General features: G+C 42.0%; 16 protein-coding genes. 5 read left to right on the plus strand and 11 right to left on the minus strand.

All coding sequences use genetic code 11. The features are described from left to right. The first annotated feature begins 46 nt into the window (after positions 1-46). Positions 47-724 carry a nitroreductase family protein gene (locus P20439_RS12335; RefSeq protein WP_008467270.1) on the plus strand — a complete coding sequence of 226 codons (678 nt, stop codon included), beginning with the start codon at positions 47-49 and terminating at the stop codon, positions 722-724. On the opposite strand, the gene P20439_RS12340 is transcribed toward P20439_RS12335, so the two are convergent. From P20439_RS12340 to P20439_RS12350, 3 genes are read right to left on the minus strand one after another with little or no spacing between them, the layout of a single operon-like run. Then, a complete protein-coding gene (locus tag P20439_RS12340) occupies positions 721-1,791 on the minus strand; it encodes an efflux RND transporter periplasmic adaptor subunit (protein WP_008115415.1) in 1,071 nt (356 codons plus the stop codon). The genes P20439_RS12335 and P20439_RS12340 overlap by 4 nt on opposite strands. Beyond that, on the minus strand, positions 1,781-5,056 hold the full coding sequence (locus tag P20439_RS12345; protein ID WP_008467271.1) for an efflux RND transporter permease subunit: 3,276 nt from the start codon (positions 5,054-5,056) through the stop codon (positions 1,781-1,783). The genes P20439_RS12340 and P20439_RS12345 overlap by 11 nt, the downstream gene beginning before the upstream one ends. A 5-nt stretch (positions 5,057-5,061) precedes the next feature. Beyond that, positions 5,062-5,364 carry a metalloregulator ArsR/SmtB family transcription factor gene (locus P20439_RS12350; protein WP_008467273.1) on the minus strand — a complete coding sequence of 101 codons (303 nt, stop codon included), beginning with the start codon at positions 5,362-5,364 and terminating at the stop codon, positions 5,062-5,064. Positions 5,365-5,495: 131 nt separating this feature from the next. Between P20439_RS12350 and P20439_RS18285 the strand changes: the two genes are divergently transcribed. The 3 genes from P20439_RS18285 (at position 5,496) to P20439_RS12360 (ending at position 7,093) form a co-directional block, all read left to right on the plus strand. Beyond that, positions 5,496-5,684: a DUF2892 domain-containing protein gene (locus P20439_RS18285; protein ID WP_008467276.1), complete on the plus strand. Its 189-nt coding sequence runs from the start codon at positions 5,496-5,498 to the stop codon at positions 5,682-5,684. 5 nt (positions 5,685-5,689) lie between these two features. Then, positions 5,690-6,034, plus strand: coding sequence for a rhodanese-like domain-containing protein (locus P20439_RS12355; protein ID WP_008467278.1), 345 nt, complete (start codon positions 5,690-5,692; stop codon positions 6,032-6,034). Positions 6,035-6,193: 159 nt separating this feature from the next. Further along, positions 6,194-7,093, plus strand: coding sequence for a hypothetical protein (locus tag P20439_RS12360; protein WP_008467280.1), 900 nt, complete (start codon positions 6,194-6,196; stop codon positions 7,091-7,093). A gap of 101 nt (positions 7,094-7,194) precedes the next feature. Here the strand turns inward: P20439_RS12360 and P20439_RS12365 are convergent, their stop codons facing one another. The 6 genes from P20439_RS12365 to P20439_RS12390 form a co-directional block, all read right to left on the minus strand. Then, positions 7,195-7,737 (minus strand): PH domain-containing protein, encoded by a 543-nt coding sequence (locus P20439_RS12365; protein WP_008467282.1) that lies wholly within the window; start codon positions 7,735-7,737, stop codon positions 7,195-7,197. A 110-nt stretch (positions 7,738-7,847) separates the two neighbouring features. Then, a complete protein-coding gene (locus P20439_RS12370; RefSeq protein WP_008467284.1) occupies positions 7,848-11,852 on the minus strand; it encodes an alpha-1,6-glucosidase domain-containing protein in 4,005 nt (1,334 codons plus the stop codon). Between the two features lie 20 nt (positions 11,853-11,872). Beyond that, the gene (locus P20439_RS12375; protein ID WP_008467286.1) at positions 11,873-14,752 is read right to left on the minus strand and encodes a TonB-dependent receptor; all 2,880 of its coding nucleotides are present in this window, start codon (positions 14,750-14,752) and stop codon (positions 11,873-11,875) included. Positions 14,753-15,054: 302 nt separating this feature from the next. Then, positions 15,055-15,672 (minus strand): LysE family translocator, encoded by a 618-nt coding sequence (locus P20439_RS12380; protein ID WP_008467290.1) that lies wholly within the window; start codon positions 15,670-15,672, stop codon positions 15,055-15,057. 9 nt (positions 15,673-15,681) lie between these two features. Then, on the minus strand, positions 15,682-15,864 hold the full coding sequence (locus tag P20439_RS12385; RefSeq protein WP_008467291.1) for a hypothetical protein: 183 nt from the start codon (positions 15,862-15,864) through the stop codon (positions 15,682-15,684). Positions 15,865-15,878: 14 nt separating this feature from the next. Next, on the minus strand, positions 15,879-16,277 hold the full coding sequence (locus tag P20439_RS12390; RefSeq protein ID WP_008467293.1) for a DUF3224 domain-containing protein: 399 nt from the start codon (positions 16,275-16,277) through the stop codon (positions 15,879-15,881). Positions 16,278-16,365: 88 nt separating this feature from the next. Here P20439_RS12390 and P20439_RS12395 point away from each other — a divergent pair, with 88 nt between their 5' ends. After that, positions 16,366-18,144 (plus strand): ABC transporter transmembrane domain-containing protein, encoded by a 1,779-nt coding sequence (locus tag P20439_RS12395; RefSeq protein WP_008467295.1) that lies wholly within the window; start codon positions 16,366-16,368, stop codon positions 18,142-18,144. A gap of 14 nt (positions 18,145-18,158) precedes the next feature. Here the strand turns inward: P20439_RS12395 and P20439_RS12400 are convergent, their stop codons facing one another. After that, complete coding sequence (locus P20439_RS12400) at positions 18,159-18,818, minus strand: hypothetical protein (RefSeq protein ID WP_008467297.1); 660 nt, start codon at positions 18,816-18,818, stop codon at positions 18,159-18,161. Positions 18,819-18,913: 95 nt separating this feature from the next. Next, complete coding sequence (locus P20439_RS12405) at positions 18,914-19,546, minus strand: OmpA family protein (protein ID WP_008467299.1); 633 nt, start codon at positions 19,544-19,546, stop codon at positions 18,914-18,916. Between the last annotated feature and the right edge of the window lie 59 nt (positions 19,547-19,605).

The following is a 19,605-nucleotide window of genomic DNA, read 5'->3' on the forward strand; positions in this document are numbered from 1 at the left end:
GCTGCTATTTTAAACCACACACTCTAAAAATAAGAAGCGAACAGCCATGCAAAATCATAAAAGCCAACTATTAGCCGATTTTATAGAATACCCGCCAGAGGAAATGCTGACGCGTGCGAATGAGTTTTTACAAACGAGTCAACGCCGTCATAGTATTCGCAGCTTTAGTAACCGCCCAGTGCCAAAAGAAATCATTGAAACCTGTATAAAAGCGGCAGGTACAGCGCCTAGTGGCGCAAACCACCAGCCTTGGCATTTTGTAGCAATTAATAGTAGTGATGTTAAAAAGAAAATTCGTGAAGCAGCCGAGAAATTAGAACGCTCTTTTTATGAAGGCAGAGCGGGTGAAGAATGGTTAGATGCACTAAAACCCTTAGGCACCGATGCTAACAAACCCTATTTAGAGCACGCGCCATGGTTAATCGCGGTGTTTAGTCAAAAAAAGGGAGGTGTAAATACGGACGATAAAAACACGAATTACTATGTACATGAATCAGTAGGCCTTGCCACTGGCTTTTTAATTCAAGCCTTGCACCACGCAGGCCTTGCAACACTTACCCACACACCAAAACCGATGAGTTTTCTAACCGATATTTGTGGACGTGATAAAGACAACGAACGCCCTTATATGTTACTTATTACTGGTTACCCAGATGAGCATGCAACAGTGCCGCTGCACGCCCTAGATAAAAAGTCGATTGATGAAATTGCGAGTTTTATTTAATCGCTTTGACTTGGCATGTAATCAACAGCAAGTACATCACCCTCTTTTAGGCCTGCTATTACGTGTTGCTGGTTATTTATAATACTGCCTAAACGCACGAAACGTTTAACCAGCGTTTCGTTTTCAAGTACATACACCATATTGAGCTGACCAAACTCATGCACCCAACGTGGATCAATTAATACACCTTGGGTACTTTTTATTGGTAACTGTAGTTGAGCATAAAGGCCTGGCATTAAACCAAGTTGCGCATCGGCTTCTAAACGAATAAGCAAGCTGCGCGCCGCGTTATCTGCCACTGGTACAATTTCGCTCACCGTTGCGGGTGTTGTTATATCTAGAGAAGGTAATACCACATTTAAACTGTCCCCGACTCTTAATTTTACTGCTTGTTGTTCACGTACATTAAATTCAAGCTGTAACTGTAATGGGTTATACAAAGTAATCAGCGGTTTACCGGGTGTTGCAGTATCGCCAGGTTCAGTTAGGCGCTCAACGACCACGCCCGAAATAGGGGCAGTAATGCGCGTATAATTAAGCGATACCTGAGCTTGCGTTTGCTGTTGCTTAGCAACCGCTAAATTAGCGGTTAAGTTTTCAAACTTTGCTTTGGCGTCATCTAATTCACTAACAGATACTAATCCTTGCGCATTTAGATCAATCATTCTGGCTAGTTGCTTTTTAGCTTGCGTTAACGACGCTTGCACCGCATTAATATTTGCACTGCTTTGCGCTAATGCCGCCTTAAAATCATCTTGCTTGAGCATAATAAGTAAATCGCCCTTAGCGACTTTATCGCCAGCACGTACTTTTAACTGCTCAACTTGCGCCATAACATGCGATGAAATTTGCGTATTTTGTTTTGCTATTACACTACCTGGTACCTGCTCAGTGCCTGCAATACTTTGCAGCGTTACCGTTACTCGCTCACCTTGATAGTTCGTTATTTGTGATTCTTTTAAGCCTGCAGTTTGCTTGTCAGAAAAGCTGCCCGCCATATAAAGCACAGCCATAATAATGACAAATAACGCGGCCAATGTGCCTATAAATTTTGATTTACCCTGCATGCGCTTTATCCTCTGTGCTTGCAAACACTAAATAATAAACAAGCGGTACTACAAATAATGAAAATAATGTAGACGCCACAATGCCAAAAATAATCGCAATCGCGAGCCCGCTAAATACCGGATCGAGTGTGATCACTAAGTTACCTAATAAAGTGGTACCTGCGGTTAGGAGCACAGGGCGCATTCGCACCGTACCCGCTGCAACAAGCGCCTCTTTAATTGCCATGCCTTGGCCGCGAGCTTGATTAATAAACTCAACCAAAATAAGTGAGTTACGCACCACGATACCTGCAAGGGCAATCATGCCTATCATCGCTGTGGCAGTAAATAATACCGGCTCTGGGGCTCCAGCTATAGAGCGCTCACCAAACTGATTTAACAGCCAAAAACCTGGCATTATGCCTATTACTGTTAACGGAATAGCTGACATGATAATCAGCGATAAACTCGCCGACTGTGTTTGTACCCGTAAAATTATAAATATAGCACTGAGCGCAAACGCAAAGGCAATGCCCATATCTCTAAATACATCAATGGTTATGCGCCATTCCCCCTCGCCGCTAAAGCTGACATGGGTTCCTTGTGGTAGTTGCCATGGGGCTGTTCCGCCATTATTAAAAAAGTGACGACCTACCCACGATGTTTTAACAAACTCATCGTTTGATACATTTAAATCAGCATTCACATCAGCAATCACTTCCGCTGGTGTGCGCCCATTAAGCTCAGCCATAACATAAATCACGTCGCGCTGATCTTTACGAACAATCGTTTTAGCAACATGATGTTGTGTAAATTCACCGAGTTCTGAAAGCGATACTAACGGCCTTGGCGCACTGCTTAAACCAAACTCGTTACTGGTTTTAGCTAAATCTCTGTCGCCCCTTACCTGAAGTGCAAGTAATTGCGAAAGCTGATTTCGCTCGCTGTACGGTAGCTGTAATTTAATATCAACGGGCTCTGTTTCATTGCTCACATAAAGTACACCTACGTTTTCACCTTGAGAGGCAATACTGAGTGTTTGTGCAATATTTTGAGTTGAAACCGCACTAAGTGCGGCCTTGGTTTTATTGGTAACAAAGCGCTGTAATGGCGAGGGTGCCACCATTGAGGTATCGACTTCAACTACATGAGGCTCTTGTTGTAAACGCGCAGCTAACTGCAAGGCAGCTTGAGAATGTGTTTGCTCATCAACAAAAGCATCTCGGTAAACCTCAGCAACTAAGGTACTCAGTACCGGCGGCCCTGGAGGTACTTCAACCACTTTTATTACAATGCCATCGGTTGCTAGCATCGCGAGCTGTTCGCGAAGGCGCATAACCACTCCATGAGATTGATGATCGCGCTCAGACTTATCCACTAACAATACTCTCAGCTCGGCGAGATTCGCTGCCTCACGGCGATAATAGCCGCGCACCATACCGTTAAAGTCCATACTTGAAGGTTGACCAACATAGGCCGCTATTTCACTTACTTCGTTTAATTGCCATGTGAGTGTTTGGATTTGTTTAGTAAATGCAACTGTGTGTTCCAGATTAGTCCCCTCTGGCATATCTATCAGCACTTGCAGCTCATTTTTATTATCAAAAGGGAGTAGCTTTAAAGGCACCAAACGCATCACGGGTAACATGGCGCTAATAATAAATAATGCTAGGGTTAGCCACAAAACAAGTTTAGCTCGCCCCTTAGAAGCCAATAATGGGCTTAATATTCTTTGATATGCACCAATTTTAGGAGCAAGCTCGGAGGGTTGTTCGTTATCAGGCTTGAGTAACTTCATCGCAAGCCAAGGGGTTACAAAAAATGCAACAATGGTAGAAACCATCACGCTAACCGGCACATTAAATGCCATAGGTGCCATGTACGGCCCCATCATTCCGGTGATAAACGCCAGTGGAATAAACGCCACCATTATAGTGAGTGTCGACATAAGTAAGGCATTTCGAATTTCGCTCATTGCACCAACAATCTGCTGTTTTTTATCGCCTTTTTTATTCAAAAAGCGGCTAATATTATCAATACCTGTGATTGGGTCATCTACCAGTAAACCCAAAGATAAAATAAGCGCAAATAAGGTCACCCGGTTAATGGTGTAACCAAATGCAAAATCTAATGAGAGTGTAATGCCATAACAAATAGGAACCGCCAACCCAACCACAACCGCCGGACGCCAACCTAAAAACACCCCCACAAATATCACCACAGTAAAGACCGCAAAGACTAAACTTGAAGTGAGGTTATTTACTTTTTCATCGGCAGTTTGGCCATAATCTCTTAATACCGCATAGCTCACTTCAGGGGGTAATAGCGTGCGTGTTAGCTGCGCCATCATTTGATGAACATCGTTGGCAACTGCAACAGCGTTCGTGCCGGTTTGTTTTGCAACGCTTAGTGTTACCATTGGCAAATGCTGCTGGTTTGCCGATTGAGCAAGCCATTGGTAATACTTAGCTTCACTTGGGCCATCAATAACGTTTGCAACATCAAGCAAGTAAACACTTTTGCCATTAACAACATTCACTACCAGCTGTTCTACAGCAGATTGACTTCGTAGAACATCACCTGCTTGCAATTCAATTTGCTGCTGACCATCAACCACACTGCCTACTTGCGTTAGTTGATTAGACACGCTTAATGCATAAAAAACGTCATTTACGGTTGTTTGGTGGGCAGCCAATGCGCTGGCATTTAAATTAATGGTGAGGGTTCGTTTACGACCAGCAATGACTTTTACTTCACTGGTGTGTTCAATACGTTGTAAACTGTTGGCTATTTCGTTAGCAAAGCGGGTTAACTCGTAATCACCATAAAGTTGTGGGTCTTTACTGTATAGCCCCAGCATAACAATAGGTACATCATCCACTTCAACGGGCCGTATTTGCCAACTTTTGATAACAGAAGCCATAGTATGTTGATAACTGTTAAGTTTTGCATAGGTATCTAAAATAGCTTGTTCGCGGTCATGGCCAACCTCAAAGCGAAGTGTAACCACTGCGGCATTCGTTTGTGTAGTGGAATAAATATGTTCCACACCGCCAAGTTGGGCAAGTAGCTTTTCAAGTGGCTGGGTAACCAATCTGGCCACCTCTGGAGCTTCTACGTTGGGCGCCGATACGTATATATCGAGCATAGGCACCACTATTTGTGGTTCTTCTTCTCGCGCTGTTTGTTGTAAAGCAAATAAGCCAAACAAAATCGACAACACAAAAATAATAACCGGAATACGGCCACTTAAGCTGCTTTTTACTGCGTTATCAATCATGCTCATAACTTTTAGCCCTTGCAAAACAGTCCATATAATGTGCCTAACAAATGCACGGCATTTTGATCAATCACGCGGTAATAAATAGTTTGGCTTTCGCGGCGAGTAGCCACTACATTGGCTTTGCGCAGTGCCGCTAGGTGCTGTGATAACGCAGACTGCGCTAGCGGTACGGCTTCGTTAAGCTGCGAAACACTCATTTCGGTATCTTGTAATGAGCATAAAATCATTAGTCGATTTTTATTCGCTAATATTTTTAATAGCTGCTCAGCTTGATCTACATTAGTCGCCATCGCTGTAAAGTCAATTTTCATACTATGCTCTTATTCTAAAATATGCACTTAGTATAAATTGCTAGATAAGAAATGTCTAACATTAGAATTTACTAATTTAATAATATCTAATATAGTAGCTCTGTACTCAATCAAATAAGTGACCTACTATTATGAAACTCAATAACGCACTTCGTCTTATCGCTGGCATCATGATTGTTGTATCAATCCTTTTGCAAACGTATCACGATCCGAAGTGGATATACTTTACCGCTTTTATCGCTGTAAACTTAATTCAATCAGCTTTTACTAGCTGGTGCCCAATGATCACTCTATTACGCAAACTTGGCTTTAAGGAATAATCACCATGCTTACATCTATCCCCGATTTACTAAAAATTATTACGCCTAATCAACGTCGTATCGACGCCGAACAAGCTAAACAGGAGATCAGTGAAAACAAAGGATTACTCATTGATGTGCGTGAACCGGCTGAACATGCAACCAAAGCCGCTACCGGCGCAATTAATATTCCGCGCGGCTTACTTGAAATGAAGTTAATGGAAATAGAAAAAGACGCAGCACGCCCTATTTACTTACATTGCGCTAGTGGTGCGCGTGCAACATTAAGTGCTGAAGCACTGACACGCGTAGGTTATGAAAACGTCACAGTTATTACCTGTAAAGCAGAAGCTGTTTGTCAGGCATTTTAAAGGCCAAAAATTAAATCACTCGGCGATCAACCGATCGCCGAGCTTAAATAACATAATCCAAATTTAAAGGAACACTATGTTCAATTAAAATCAAAGATTGAAATTAATAAACTTCAACGCTAGTGTATAAAAAAGGAACACCCGTCTAAGGAAGACTTTATGAAAAAAGTTGCCGCTTTATTACTATTTTTACTCGGTATTGCTCACTCTGTAAATGCTGATGACAGCATTACCTTAATGGCATGTGAAGATTGTAATTATGACAGAGCCTCTGAACTAGCAAAAAGCAATGTACCATTAGCTCAATGCCACACTACACCCTCTGATCAAAAAGCTGCTATTGCTGATCAAACATGTGATTCAAATCCGCATAAAGTTATTATGATGGATGTCTCTGGTAACAACCACTTTGCATTTTTTGTGGGAAATCATAGTAAAAATGAGTCAGATAAATATATAGAAGCTACGATATTAAATAAAAATGATCTTATTGCTATATCTAAACAAAAAGCAATTGATGAGCATTTCTCAACATTTAAACACACACTTCAAACTGAACTAAGCCTAATGCCACTTTATCAAATAAGTCAGTCTTCTCATCTAGATAGACAAAACAACTGCCCCTCCCATGTAAATAATGCAGTAAAGGCTGTATTTGAAGAATATACATCATCTCGAATTCAAAACTGGGTAAATCATAAAGTTGAAAATAATATTAAAAATCCTGATAGCTTTTTTACATCAAAACCGATCATAGTTGGTGAGACCTTGTATCAGAGTCCGTGGAGTGAGGTGAGTAAGAATTTAAATTTAGAAGTTAATCTTAACAATGGAAGCGACGGGCAATACCGTGTTATTTTTTTAGCGAAGTGGATAAAAGAGTTAGGTGCGTTCAGTTTATCGGTAAACCCTTATTTAACTTATTTAGACGGTATTGCATTAAATCACTATAAAATATCAGCGCCATCAGTCTCCCAATGCTTAAAAAATGCTTTAGATAGAAATCTGTCATCATCAATGTCCTCGTATATTTCGAGCACTAATAATGGAGATACTTAGGGTTAGCATGTTGTAGGCGTCATCGGATGGCGCCTACAAATAAACAAGCCAAAAGCAATCCTTACTTAACCATATTCCCTTTAGCTCCCTATATGACCTAATCATTTTTTCTCTTCCAGAAGTGTAACTAGCATTTGCTCGATGTTTTTTACGCTGTAGGTAAGCGAGCGGATGAGCTCTACTTGGCTTTGTGGTTCATCGTTATTAGATTGGGCTGGCTGATCTGAAGTGAGGTTATCTTTTTGAGTTAAAATGGCTTCACGAAATTCACTGGCATTAACTACCCCAAGTAACGATACTAATGCACCGTGACCAGACTGCCCTGCAGTTTCAAAGCTTAAGCGGTATAAACCAAATAGTCGCATTAATGGCCCCTGACTTAATCCCACATCAGTGATTTTTTCAAGTGGGATGGACTTTTCTTCTTTAAAAAACACACCGCGTTTTACTACTAGCTTACGCTCTAATAAGTTAGCTGACATTGCTTTAAGCATACGCCCTGCCACGATCCAAATTATTAAGGCTACGATTGGAATCAATGGGATACCAACCAAACACACTAAGCAGGTAATAACCCCTAGCGTGATCCAGTAAGATTTTACTTTAGGGTTAAAACTTGCGGTTTTCAGGGCTAACTCAGACATTCATAACCTCCTTGATATTTATTCTATTAACCTAGGGAATATTGTGGCTGAATGCAACTATAATAAAAAAGCCGAGTATAAAACTCGGCTTCGGCTATCTTAGTGAAAGCTTATTGTAAGTTAACAATAATAAAAGGCGCTTCGAGATCATTTGCATTAACCACAAAGCGATATTCTCCTTCGGTTTCAATTAACAAGCTCAAGTTATTATTAGAAGCCGCTAAAGGTGTTTCACTCCCTAATATTACTTCTGAACTATCTCCACCAGCTCCTAAATTGACAGTACTCCAATCACTGGTAGCAACTTTAAACTCATATGCATCACTTTGTGCACTTAGCTGTTTGGAAAAAGTATATAAACCATCACCACTGTATGTGAATTGATCGTCTGTCCCCCACAAACTACCAGCGTCATTTAAACTGCCACGTAAATATAACGACACATTTCCAAATGGCCCTATTTTTACCACTGTCAGAGTTGGGTTTTCTTTATCTGAAGCATTAAACGAGAACAAATAGTTATCTGCGGTGTCTGCCGTAAAGCTAATATTAGCTCCATTAAAACTAAGTTGTTTTTCTACTCCCAATTGAACAACAGCCTCTTGCTCTGAATTAGCACCAAAATTCACGAGGTTCCAACTCTCTGAAGCAACTTTGAAACCAAAGCTCTCCCCAGCTGTCAGCGCCTTCATAATTTGATACTCGCCACTGCCAACATATTCAAATTGATCAGAGAGCCCCCACTCATTTAAATCACCACGAAGATACACCTCAGTGCTGCCATAAGGGACGATATCTGGCGCACCAACAGTTGCATCAGCACTCAAGCCACCGCCTTGGCTCTCGCCTTGTGGTTTAACAAACACAGCCATAGTGTAAGCAGGCACAGTGAACGTGCCGTCGGTTTCACTGGCCGTAAAACTCACTTCCGTCATGCTACTATCTACACTGTTTTTAAGAGTTGGGTGTAATTCAAACCCAGTAGCCGTGAGTACCGTGTGTGAAAGTGCTTGCTGCGTCGCATTAATAACAACAACAACAGCATCTACTGCGATATCTAAATCAACGAGACCTTCACCATCGTCAATACTCATTACTATCAAACCATGCTGCTGGTTTTCACCTACATTATGAAAGCCCACACGGTCAATTACATCTTGTTCGGTGGTTAATCTAAATAATGGGCTGCTACTGCGAATTGCTAAAAACTCTTGGAACACATCGCCTGCATAAGCAATATCTTGTGGCATTGCCTGTGCATCAGAGTTAGCAGAAATAGGCATGATCTCAGGCCATTTTTCTTGGTTCTTCTCTGCGTTAGGTAGACCAATGTTCCAGTTATTATTCTCTTTGGTTAAATCAACAGCATTAAACCAATCACCGGCATTATAACTATCACGATCCATTGACTTAGAACGCAGTAAATCAGCACCCAGTTGCATAAACGGAATGCCTTGGCTCATAAGTGGAATAGACAACGCCATGTTGTGCGCACGCACACGTTGCTCAATACTCATGCTTGATGCATGCTTATATTGCAACTGATCCCACAGTGTTTCGTTGTCATGCTTTGATACGTAGTTAATGCTATCTGCTGGGTCTAACGCATAAGCTGTTGGTTGCGTGTTCCAGCTAAAGCTATTACCTTTTGCCGAATTACCTTTAAAATCTTTAAGAATGTAATTTTGTAAGTTGCCCGCCAGCGATAAACGTAAGGTATCTTGCTCCGCTAGATTGCCATCTGTCGGGTTATTACTAAACATTGCACCACCACGCACGGCTTCACGAATACGGTCATTGAATGTGCCCACTTCGGAGCCTGCCATATCAGCTTGCTTAGCTTGAGTGAACAAACGGTTATTAGCCACTTCACCAAAGTCCCAACCTTCACCGTAGAAGTAGTTATCTGGGTCAACCGCTTGCACCGCTTCGCGCGCAGCTAAAATGGATGACTTAGGCATATGCCCCATTACATCAAAACGGAAGCTGTCATAACCAAAGTCGCGAGCAAGAATAACCATTGAATCTGTAACGAATTTGTCCATCATCACATGTTCAGTTGCTGTGTTTTCACAGCACGTTGAGCGTTCAATCGCCCCAGATACTTCGTTGTAACGGTGGTAATAACCAGGCACTAGTTTGTCGAAGACTGATTTTTCCCAGACGCCTGATGATGTTGTGTGGTTATAGACCACATCAAGTACCACACGAAGTCCTACTTCTTGTAATGATTGCACCATGGCGCGTGTTTCAAGTACACGAGCAATACCTTCACTGCTTGATGCATATGAACCTTCAGGCGCAATAAAGTGATGAGGGTCATAACCCCAGTTAAAGCCGTCTAAATCACGCATCGCACTGGCTAGTGCTTGTGCATCATCTGAGCCAGGTAGGTAACTTTGCATAATATCAACAATGATGCTGTTTTTATCTTCGATTTTACAGGCATCTGCTTCATCGTTTATACGCTCACATAATTTACCTAAGGTGTCAGTGATTTCAACACGCTCTGAAGCATCTTCTTCAATAGTGCCAATATCAGTCACTGGGAGTAAATGAAAGTGTGTTAAGCCTTTATCAGCTAATTGCTTAAGGTGCTGCATTGGCACGCTTTCAAGTTCAGTGAATGCCAGGTATTTACCGCGATTTGCTTCGCTCACTGACTGATCGCGAACACTAAAATCACGTACATGGCCTTCATAAATAACCGCATCTTCTGGGTTAGCCACTGTTGGCACAATGCGCTCGTCCCAGCCCTCTGGTTTAGTGTCGTCATCGCTCAAGTTTATCAGCTGTGAATAAAGCCCATTACTCGATACATTGAGTGAGTAAGGGTCGGTACTCCATAAGCTTTCAATTGCTTTAGTGGTTGGGTGATAGACATCAAACGCAAAGCGATAATAATGACGGTCGTATTGGCTGTCTAAACTGACTGACCAAATACCGGTATTGTTGTCTAACGTCATGGCGGTGCTATGTACTTGTGCTTTATCAGCGTCAAATACATTGATCATCATATTGCTAGCGGTGGGTGCCCAAACTGAAACATCAATTGCATTGTTATTATAATGCACGCCTAACATGGCTTCATTCGCGTCACTTTCACCTTGGGTGTACAGTGCATCAAGGGCTTTTGCTGTTTGCACTAAACTGGCTTCAAGTAGCTTGCCGTCCGCATCGTAGCCTGCAACAACAAGCTGTTGCTTTATAAGCTGCTTTGCAGCGTCCGCATCCCAACTGCCTTGATAAGCAGTCCAATCCGTTAAGTGTGGTACTTTTGCAGCTTGCTCATCACTTAACTCGGTTGCTGTAAGCTCAACGGTTTCACCATTTAGCCCAGTGTCTAAATCAACCACCAAGTCAGCAGTTGCAGAAGAATGTAACTTAATGATTTGCGTAAGCTCATTACTTGGCTTATACAATACTGTATTTAAATCAATCCAATGTGCTGATGCGCCATCAATCGCAACCGGGCGTTCACCTAAGCTTGCAACTGGGAACTCAAATACAGATGGCTCACCGTCAAAGGTAAAGTTCATACGCACAAAACGCTCATCGTCTTGCATCAGTGGCATAGTTAAATCCACATCACCATGGGCTTTGCCGGTGCCTTCTGTGCCAATATGTATGATGAAATTAGCGCACTCGGTGTAACCGTCTTTGAGTGCCACAATCCAGTAAGCACCATAATTTGGATCAATACCGTCGTATTCGTGACCATCAGCCCAATCAGTAGCATCAAACGGCGGCGCATAAGCATCACAACCGTCGGTATTCCATGAATGTAAGCGGTAGCCTTCGTACCCTTCATTTTCAGGGCGCTTATAAAATAATACGGCTTCATTCTCCCCAGCGAACACAACCGGATCAGGTAAGTCCGGATTATAGCCATTGATACAGCTTTCATTGTTCGCATCAGGAAATAACGGTGCGTCGCAAGAGATAGGTTCGGGATCAACGCATTGAGTCCCTTCGATGTTAGGAACTTGTGGTACATCACACGTTAAAAGAGTTTGCCCTGCTTTTACATCGCTACTACCTGAACCACCACAGCCAAACAGTAACGTTAAGCTCACTGCGAATAGCAAATGAGTCATTTTAGTTATTATATTCATTATGTATGCTCCAATTTGCATTAATGGCTATAGGTAAAACCTAAATAAACCTGACGTCCAAAGTACTGGGTAGTCCCAGTAATACTTTCATTTCCAAAGTAGCTTTGAGTGGGTTCATCGGTGAGGTTATTAACCTGTAGCAACATGCCAAATGAGTCTGTAAATTGGTAAGAGGTTTGAAAATCGACTACGGTCTCGGCGTCAAAATTTACCACTTGTTCATTAATAGCCACTTGCTCTGACACAAAGTCTGAGCGATAGCGCACGTTAAGGCGGGTTTCAAAATTATCTAAGCTATAAAATAAAGTGCCGTTTAACACATTTTTAGACAAACCAGGTAAGCCTTGTGTAACTGTTTCACCACCTAAGCTGGTGATAGATTCAACTTCGCTTTCGGTGTATGAATAGCTACCGTTAAACCCAAGACCATCAAACGGCGCGGGTAAAAACGAAAATACTTGCGTGTAGGCAAGTTCAATACCGCGAATATAACCGCCATTAGCGTTATTTACCGCCGTTGTGTAAGTGCCGTTAGTGGTGGCTACTTGCTCGCCACTGACTGGGTTTTCAATATACTCGGGGACGTTAAAACCATTGCCTTTGAAATCAAATCCCTCAATTGCAATCGTATCGATAAACGAATCTATATTTTTATAAAAACCGGCTACAACAAGCGCACCATCTGATTCATCAAAATAATGCTCGTAAGAGATATCGTATTGGTCAGCATAAAATGGTTTTAAGAACGGGTTGTTAGTACTTGAGCCATTTATTTTACCGGTGGTTTTATCTGCCTGCGCACTGGCGTCCCCCGCTAAACGGTTTATTGGCGGACGCGACATCACTTTAGCCGCCGCTAAACGCAATTGCGTGTTATCAGTTAACTGAAAGTTTAAGTTAAGCGATGGTAGGTAGTCGGTGTAAGTAGTGCCAAGCACATTAGGTAGATAGTTTTGATTTACAATGCCGATGCTATCGGTAATATTTTGTGCGCCCAGCGCTAAATCCCCGTTGACGTTCTCTAAAATCGTGGCCGATTGGTCGGTATCGACACGGCGAATACCAATATTACCCAGCACGGGCATATTGCCAATCTCAGCATTAATATTAAGCATAGCGTACGCTGACAGCACTTCCTCATACACTGAGCCACTTTGTAACATAGTCCATGAATAGTTTGTGGTGTAACCTTGTGGGTCAACCACCCCATCAGCGTTACCCCAGGTGGTCACCGGTGTAGGCGCACCTTCTGGGAACCACGCATTGAGCGCTTTATCTACATCAATCGCTAAATACGATGGAAAGTAGCTAAACTCGCCTTCCCAATCAACAACATTTACCATGTCATTGGTTAAACGCAGTGGCGGCTCAGTTGCTGAGAAATCACCGTCATTGCCGTATTCAAACACCGAACGATTGTTGCTGTATTCGCGATCTGAATAACGCGCACCAAATTCCACAGAGCTAAACCAGCTGTTATCCAACTCGTATTTAAAATCAAGTCGATAAGCACTTACTTCATCTTCATTTTGATATGGATAAATACCGTATTTACTTACCATTACCCGGTCGATATCGCTAAATGCAGCTGCTTGATTAAAGCCGACATCCGGTAAATTTAAACCATTAAGCTGATAGTTTATTGATACGTTTTTATCTAACACTGGCTCTTGCGCTGTCGCATCTTCGGCAACCAATGCCCACAATAAACCATTGCGAAAATTACTCTTTGCTCGCGACAAAGACACATCCATATTGACGTTTAAACGCTCTGTTACTTGCCAGTCCGCGTTAACGCCGTAACTGTCTACTTCGTCAAAGTCTTGGTTATCATCGTTAACGATTTCAATTCGGGTATAGCTTTTTGAGGTGCGATTAACAGAGGCGCCAACCACTGAATTGCCCTCTAGCTGAGCGTTTGTATAAGTGGCCGTTGGGCCGCCTAACTTCACTCGTAAACCACGGGCAAATGACTCAGTGTCAAAGCGTGATAAAAACACATCACCCTTTAGCTTAAAGTTATCTACAGGTATCCATTCAATTGCTGCCATGTAACCGTTACGGGTTTCTTCACCACCTAAATGCTGGAGCTCAAAACCTTCACTAATGTATTCGTTTTCTGGGTTTACTTCAGGGCCATTAGTATCATTTGCCAAGCCATCTATATCTTTATTATCGTTATAAGCGAGGCCAATAAACTGTGTTGCTACACTAGGTTGAAATAAGCGCGCATAGCCAAGCGCAACACCTAGCGTGTCATCTAAATATTTCCCTTGATAGGAAAAGCTAATGCGATCGCCAAACTCAGTGGCATCGTTCACCTCTGACGCTCGGTCGTTGTACATGCCTCTAGCGTTGACCACAAACTTATGCTGCTGTTCATTATCAAGCGGGCTGGCTGTTTGCAGCTCTACCGTACCCGCAACACCGCCTTCAATAAGCGAAGCTTTTGGTGATTTATACACGGCTGCTGAGCTGATCAATTCAGACGGGTACTGATCAAACTCAATACTGCGGCTACCACTGGTGGATACTTGCTCGCGACCATTTAGGGTTGAAAACACAAACCCACCCGACATACCACGAATGTTTATTTCGGCGGCTTGACCACCGGTTCTTACAGCTGAAATACCTGGTAATCGCGTTAGTGCATCTGCCATTGATACATCAGGTAACGCTCCTAAATCATCGGCAGATAGCTGCTCTGACACTGTATCTGTAAAACGTTTTTGGTTAAGTGATTGAATTAAGCTTCGGCTAAAGCCGGTTACTTCAATAACTTCTAAATCCTCATCTAACTGTGGATTGACTGTTGCTTGTGCCTCACTTTCAGCTGCGGCCAATGCACTGCTGGCTGCAAACATTGCGAGCATTAATGCACTCAGTTTAAATTTCCCCATGAGCTTCCTACCCTATTGATTTTATAATTGTGTGCTGTTTATTTTTAATTTGTGGATAAAATAAAACCAATAAAGTGTAACCAAAAAGTAAATCAAGTGTAATGAATACGTATACACCAGCAAGGGCAATAGCTAGCAAGGAAAGGAACTTAGTCATGAAGTGCTGCGATCATGTGGATAACGTAAAATATATCGACCAACTAAAAGGAAAAGTCAGCCACACGTCGTTATTTCACAGGAGCATTAAAAATTACTAAAACAGTTTTTAAGGTAAGCGGTAAGGATTGCTAAAATTGAATAAACTACACCATAAGCACCACTCTTATTGCCAACCCTATAAAAACCACCGCTAATATTTTATCAAGCCAAGGGGATGATTTAGTAAAACCAAAGCGCTTTTTAGACACCTCAGTAAGTAAAGCCACCAATAAATACCAGCCTGTATCTATCACAAAAACCGTTAAGCACATAATAACGCCAATATTTAAAGTAAGGTTCTCTGGGTCGATAAATTGTGAAAATAACGCCAAAAAGAAAATTGCTAGTTTGGGGTTTAAAAATGCAATGGCAAAGCCATCTTGTAACGCCTTAGAGCTGCTCATGTCGCTTTGCTGAATGTTTAGCTCGCTGTCGTTGGGCTTTGAAAATAGTATTTTCAAACCTAAATATGCTAAATAGGCTGCCCCTAAGTACACTAAAAATTGGTACACAGTAGGAAACTGCAACATCAATGCGCCTAACCCCAACAGTGAAGCTGCGGCATATAAGCCCACTCCAAAACCATGACTTAACGCTGCCAGCATGCCATTTTTCATGCCACCGCTTAAGCTATGTTTTAATACCACAGCTAAACTGGGCCCGGGAGACATCGCCCCCATCATGCACACCAGTGCTAAGCTAAACCATAATGATAATGCCATTAGTAACCCTTATATTTCTTCATTTTCAATAAGTAATGCATAACCATGCACTTGCCCATAAAAGCCTGTTAATGGCACTGCGTTTATTACTTTCCAGCCATCTTGGTTTAATTCCAGTATGCGATCATTTAGTGCGACTATATCTACCCCACCCAAAAAACGGGCCTTTCTGAATTCGATTACTTTTTGCATTATAAATACCTGCTTTATAGGCTGTATTCAAAATCATAATGGTGAATACCCTGCTCTATTCGTATCGCCATACTGCCTGTTAATCCTGCGAGCTCATCAGTGCCTGAGTCGGGTACCACTTTTAAAATCAAGCTATCTTGGCCTTTATCCATGGTGCCAAAATGCTGCAGTACAAAACCACCTTGCAAACCATCAAGTTCGCCTATTACTTGTTCAATAGCCACATAACCGGCACTGCCTTGGGTGGGGGTCATGGCGCTGAGCATTTCACCTTGGCTAGTTGCGGTTAGGCCACCAGTAAATTGTTTATCAATCGACATACGACCTAAATTAACGCCTTGCTGCCCGTGTGCATACCCTTCTATAGGCGCTAAGGTCACGGTAAACTCGCCTGTTACCTGTTTAGTTGTCATAATTTTTCCCTGTTGATGATTTTTAATACTATTGATTTTTAATCTATTGATGCCATATCTATACATTAATCACCAATAAGAATCTACTATGCCAACAGACAAGCCTGCTTCAGATAAAGCCGCTTTTAGCGCTTTATTCCCCATATTTAATTTTATTAAGCCCTATAAGTGGGTAGTTTTAGGGGCTCTAGTGGCATTACTTGCCACCGCAGGGGTTAATTTATCGCTAGGCCAAGGCGTTAAGTTTGTGATTGATCATGGCTTTATTGCCGGCTCGCAAGCGCAATTACAACAAGCTGTTTTGGTATTAATTGGTTTGATCAGTTTATTGGCGGTGGGTACATTCAGCCGATTTTATTTAATGTCGTGGATTGGCGAGCGAGTCAGTAACGATATTAGAAAAGCTGTATTCAATCGTATTGTTACTTTGCATCCGAGTTATTTTGAAGAAAATCGCAGCGGCGAGCTGATGTCGCGACTCACCACCGACACCACATTACTACAATCTATTATCGGCTCATCATTCTCTATGGCGCTGCGAAGCGCGCTAATGTTAGTCGGTGGTTTAATTATGCTGCTTGTTACTAATTTAAAGCTTACCTTGGTCGTTGTGGCCTGCGTCCCTTTAGTACTGGTGCCTATGTTGGTTTTTGGAAAAAAAGTACGCAAACTAGCAAGCTCCAGCCAAGATGCGATTGCCGATATAAGCACCTACGCGGGTGAAATCATTCAAAACATAAAAGTGGTACAGAGTTATAGCCATGAACAACAAGAGCAATCTGCTTTTGCACTTGAAACCGAAAAAGCCTTTAATGTTGCCAAAAGCCGAATTAAACAACGTTCGTTTTTAATTGCAGCGGTTATCTTCCTGACCTTTAGTGCTATTAGTGCCATGCTGTGGGTAGGCGGTAGCGATGTGCTCGCAGGCACTATGACGGGCGGTGAACTTGGCGCGTTTGTGTTCTATGCCATTATGGTGGCCATGTCGGTAGCGACCGTTGCAGAAGTTTACGGTGAACTACAACGCGCCGCAGGAGCTGCTGCAAGATTGCTCGAGTTGCTTGCGGTTGAAAGTAAAATACAAAATCCCGAAATTCCAAAAGATGATCAGTTACATGCAACAACCAGCAACAGTGCAATTTCACTTGAAGGTATTAGTTTTAATTACCCTTCTCGCCCAGATGTAAGCGCATTAAATAATATCAGCTTAAATATTGAAACAGGTAAAACTGTGGCTATTGTTGGTCCTTCCGGTGCCGGTAAAACCACCTTGTTTGAACTGTTACAGCGTTTTTATGACCCTGCCAGCGGAGCGATTAAGTTTCATAATATAAATATTAAACAGTTGTCGTTAAACACCTTACGCAACAAAATGGGCATGGTGGCACAAAACCCGATTTTATTTAGCTCTGATGTCATGCATAACATTCGCTATGGCAACCCAAGCGCCAGTGACGAGCAAGTTTATGCAGCCGCTAAACATGCCCATGCCGATGAATTTATAAAACAATTACCACAAGGCTATAACAGCTTTTTAGGTGAGCAAGGTGTAAGGCTTTCGGGTGGGCAAAAGCAGCGTATTGTTCTTGCTCGCGCCATTTTAAAAGACCCAGAAATACTGCTACTTGATGAGGCTACCAGCGCGCTTGATGCGCAAAGCGAGCATCATGTTCAGGCTGCACTTGAGCACTTAATGCAAAATAGAACAACGCTGATTATTGCCCATAGACTGGCCACGGTAAAACATGCCGATATGATTGTGGTAATGGAAAATGGCGAAATAAAAGCCACAGGCACTCATCAGCAATTAATGGCAAGTAATCCCTTGTATCAAAAGCTATGTGAATTACAGTTTAATCTAGATTAATTGCGCTTTAGTAGTTACTTTTTATGAAGCCATTTATTCATTGCGGTATCGTAAGCCTTTGTTAGCTTGGTTTTATCGCACTTTACACCAACGATATAACTCTCTGGCAAGTCCTTTTTGGGCATAACCCCAGCACCAATAGATACCTTTCTAAAACAGCTATCACCTCGTTGATAAGTGGTAAATTGCATATTTTGCCGCTCTATTTTTAATAGTGGCTTTACCTTGCCTGCATGCTCTTTTGAAACTGTAATACGCATTTTCTGAGGGTCATTCTTTGCAGTATAAGAATAGCCAGTTTGTTGCTGTAAAATACTGTTGAGTCCTTTGTTTAAATCGATCTTTTTGTAAGGCTTTAAAATTACAGGCTGAGTATTATTCGTGGTGGTATTTAGCTTCTCAGTCGATTTCTCTGTTTTTTTATAATTAATATTTAGTGGTTTTGATTGGGTTGCATTAATAGGCTCAATAGATTTGATTTCTGTATTTGTATGAGCGCGTTGTTGGGGGATTTGTTGTGTTGCTTTAATTCTAGCCGGCACACTTACCATATAAGCTTTAATTGGGGTTGATTGCTGTGGTTTTATGTTAGGTGCTTTTAATGTGGCAACAAAAAGCAAAACTAATCCGTGTAAACATACTGATAAAATAATTGCCGTGCGCCACGCTGCCATAAATATGTCCTTATCGAAGAACTATTTGTGACAGCTAACGCAGGCAAAAGTGCCATTAGAATAAACCAAACCACGCATTTTCGCGGCTTTAGCTATTAACCTTGTGTATTAGGCACTATTTGAATTTCGACGCGGCGATTTTGCGCACGACCATTCGCTGAATCGTTAGTGGCAATTGGACGTGACTCGCCATAGCCACTCGTGCTTACTCGTGCAGCCATAATTTGCTGGTTTACCAAGTAGTTTTTTACACTTTGCGCACGCTGCTCTGAAAGAGTCATGTTGTAACTGTCTTTGCCCGTGCTATCTGTATGACCTTCAACACTTAAGTAAGTTTTTTCGTATTTATTCATTACACTTGCAATCGCATTTAGAGTGTCATGAAAGCCCGATGAAATATAAGATTGATCAGTCGCAAACGTAATATTAGAGGGCATCACTAAACGTAAGTTATCACCTTCACGTACCACTTCAACTCCCGAACCTGCTAGTTCATCACGAAAAGCAGCTTCTTGCTTATCCATGTAATCACCTACAGCAGCACCCGCTAGCGCACCAATAGCCGCACCAATAAAAATACGTTTATCTTTATGGTTGCCCGTTGCTTTACCTAAAATCCCCCCTGCTGCAGCACCAATAGCGGCGCCTTTACCTGTGTTATTCATTTCACAACCAGAAAGTAATACAGCAACTACAGTGACACTTAAAAGTGATTTAGTTAACGTCATGGTGATTTCCTATTCATTTAGAGTTTATTAATTTAATTATGCAAACATATGTATGAACT

It is taken from the genome of Pseudoalteromonas sp. BSi20439 (assembly GCF_000241165.1).
Classification (GTDB): Bacteria; Pseudomonadota; Gammaproteobacteria; order Enterobacterales; family Alteromonadaceae; genus Pseudoalteromonas.

Bases quoted from the DNA above. Each gene is read 5' to 3' on its own strand.
- P20439_RS12335 (WP_008467270.1), top strand. From the start codon at position 47: ATGCAAAATCATAAAAGCCAACTATTAGCCGATTTTATAGAATACCCG.
- P20439_RS12340 (WP_008115415.1), bottom strand. From the start codon at position 1,791: ATGCAGGGTAAATCAAAATTTATAGGCACATTGGCCGCGTTATTTGTC.
- P20439_RS12345 (WP_008467271.1), bottom strand. From the start codon at position 5,056: ATGAGCATGATTGATAACGCAGTAAAAAGCAGCTTAAGTGGCCGTATT.
- P20439_RS12350 (WP_008467273.1), bottom strand. From the start codon at position 5,364: ATGAAAATTGACTTTACAGCGATGGCGACTAATGTAGATCAAGCTGAG.
- P20439_RS18285 (WP_008467276.1), top strand. From the start codon at position 5,496: ATGAAACTCAATAACGCACTTCGTCTTATCGCTGGCATCATGATTGTT.
- P20439_RS12355 (WP_008467278.1), top strand. From the start codon at position 5,690: ATGCTTACATCTATCCCCGATTTACTAAAAATTATTACGCCTAATCAA.
- P20439_RS12360 (WP_008467280.1), top strand. From the start codon at position 6,194: ATGAAAAAAGTTGCCGCTTTATTACTATTTTTACTCGGTATTGCTCAC.
- P20439_RS12365 (WP_008467282.1), bottom strand. From the start codon at position 7,737: ATGTCTGAGTTAGCCCTGAAAACCGCAAGTTTTAACCCTAAAGTAAAA.
- P20439_RS12370 (WP_008467284.1), bottom strand. From the start codon at position 11,852: ATGAATATAATAACTAAAATGACTCATTTGCTATTCGCAGTGAGCTTA.
- P20439_RS12375 (WP_008467286.1), bottom strand. From the start codon at position 14,752: ATGGGGAAATTTAAACTGAGTGCATTAATGCTCGCAATGTTTGCAGCC.
- P20439_RS12380 (WP_008467290.1), bottom strand. From the start codon at position 15,672: ATGGCATTATCATTATGGTTTAGCTTAGCACTGGTGTGCATGATGGGG.
- P20439_RS12385 (WP_008467291.1), bottom strand. From the start codon at position 15,864: ATGCAAAAAGTAATCGAATTCAGAAAGGCCCGTTTTTTGGGTGGGGTA.
- P20439_RS12390 (WP_008467293.1), bottom strand. From the start codon at position 16,277: ATGACAACTAAACAGGTAACAGGCGAGTTTACCGTGACCTTAGCGCCT.
- P20439_RS12395 (WP_008467295.1), top strand. From the start codon at position 16,366: ATGCCAACAGACAAGCCTGCTTCAGATAAAGCCGCTTTTAGCGCTTTA.
- P20439_RS12400 (WP_008467297.1), bottom strand. From the start codon at position 18,818: ATGGCAGCGTGGCGCACGGCAATTATTTTATCAGTATGTTTACACGGA.
- P20439_RS12405 (WP_008467299.1), bottom strand. From the start codon at position 19,546: ATGACGTTAACTAAATCACTTTTAAGTGTCACTGTAGTTGCTGTATTA.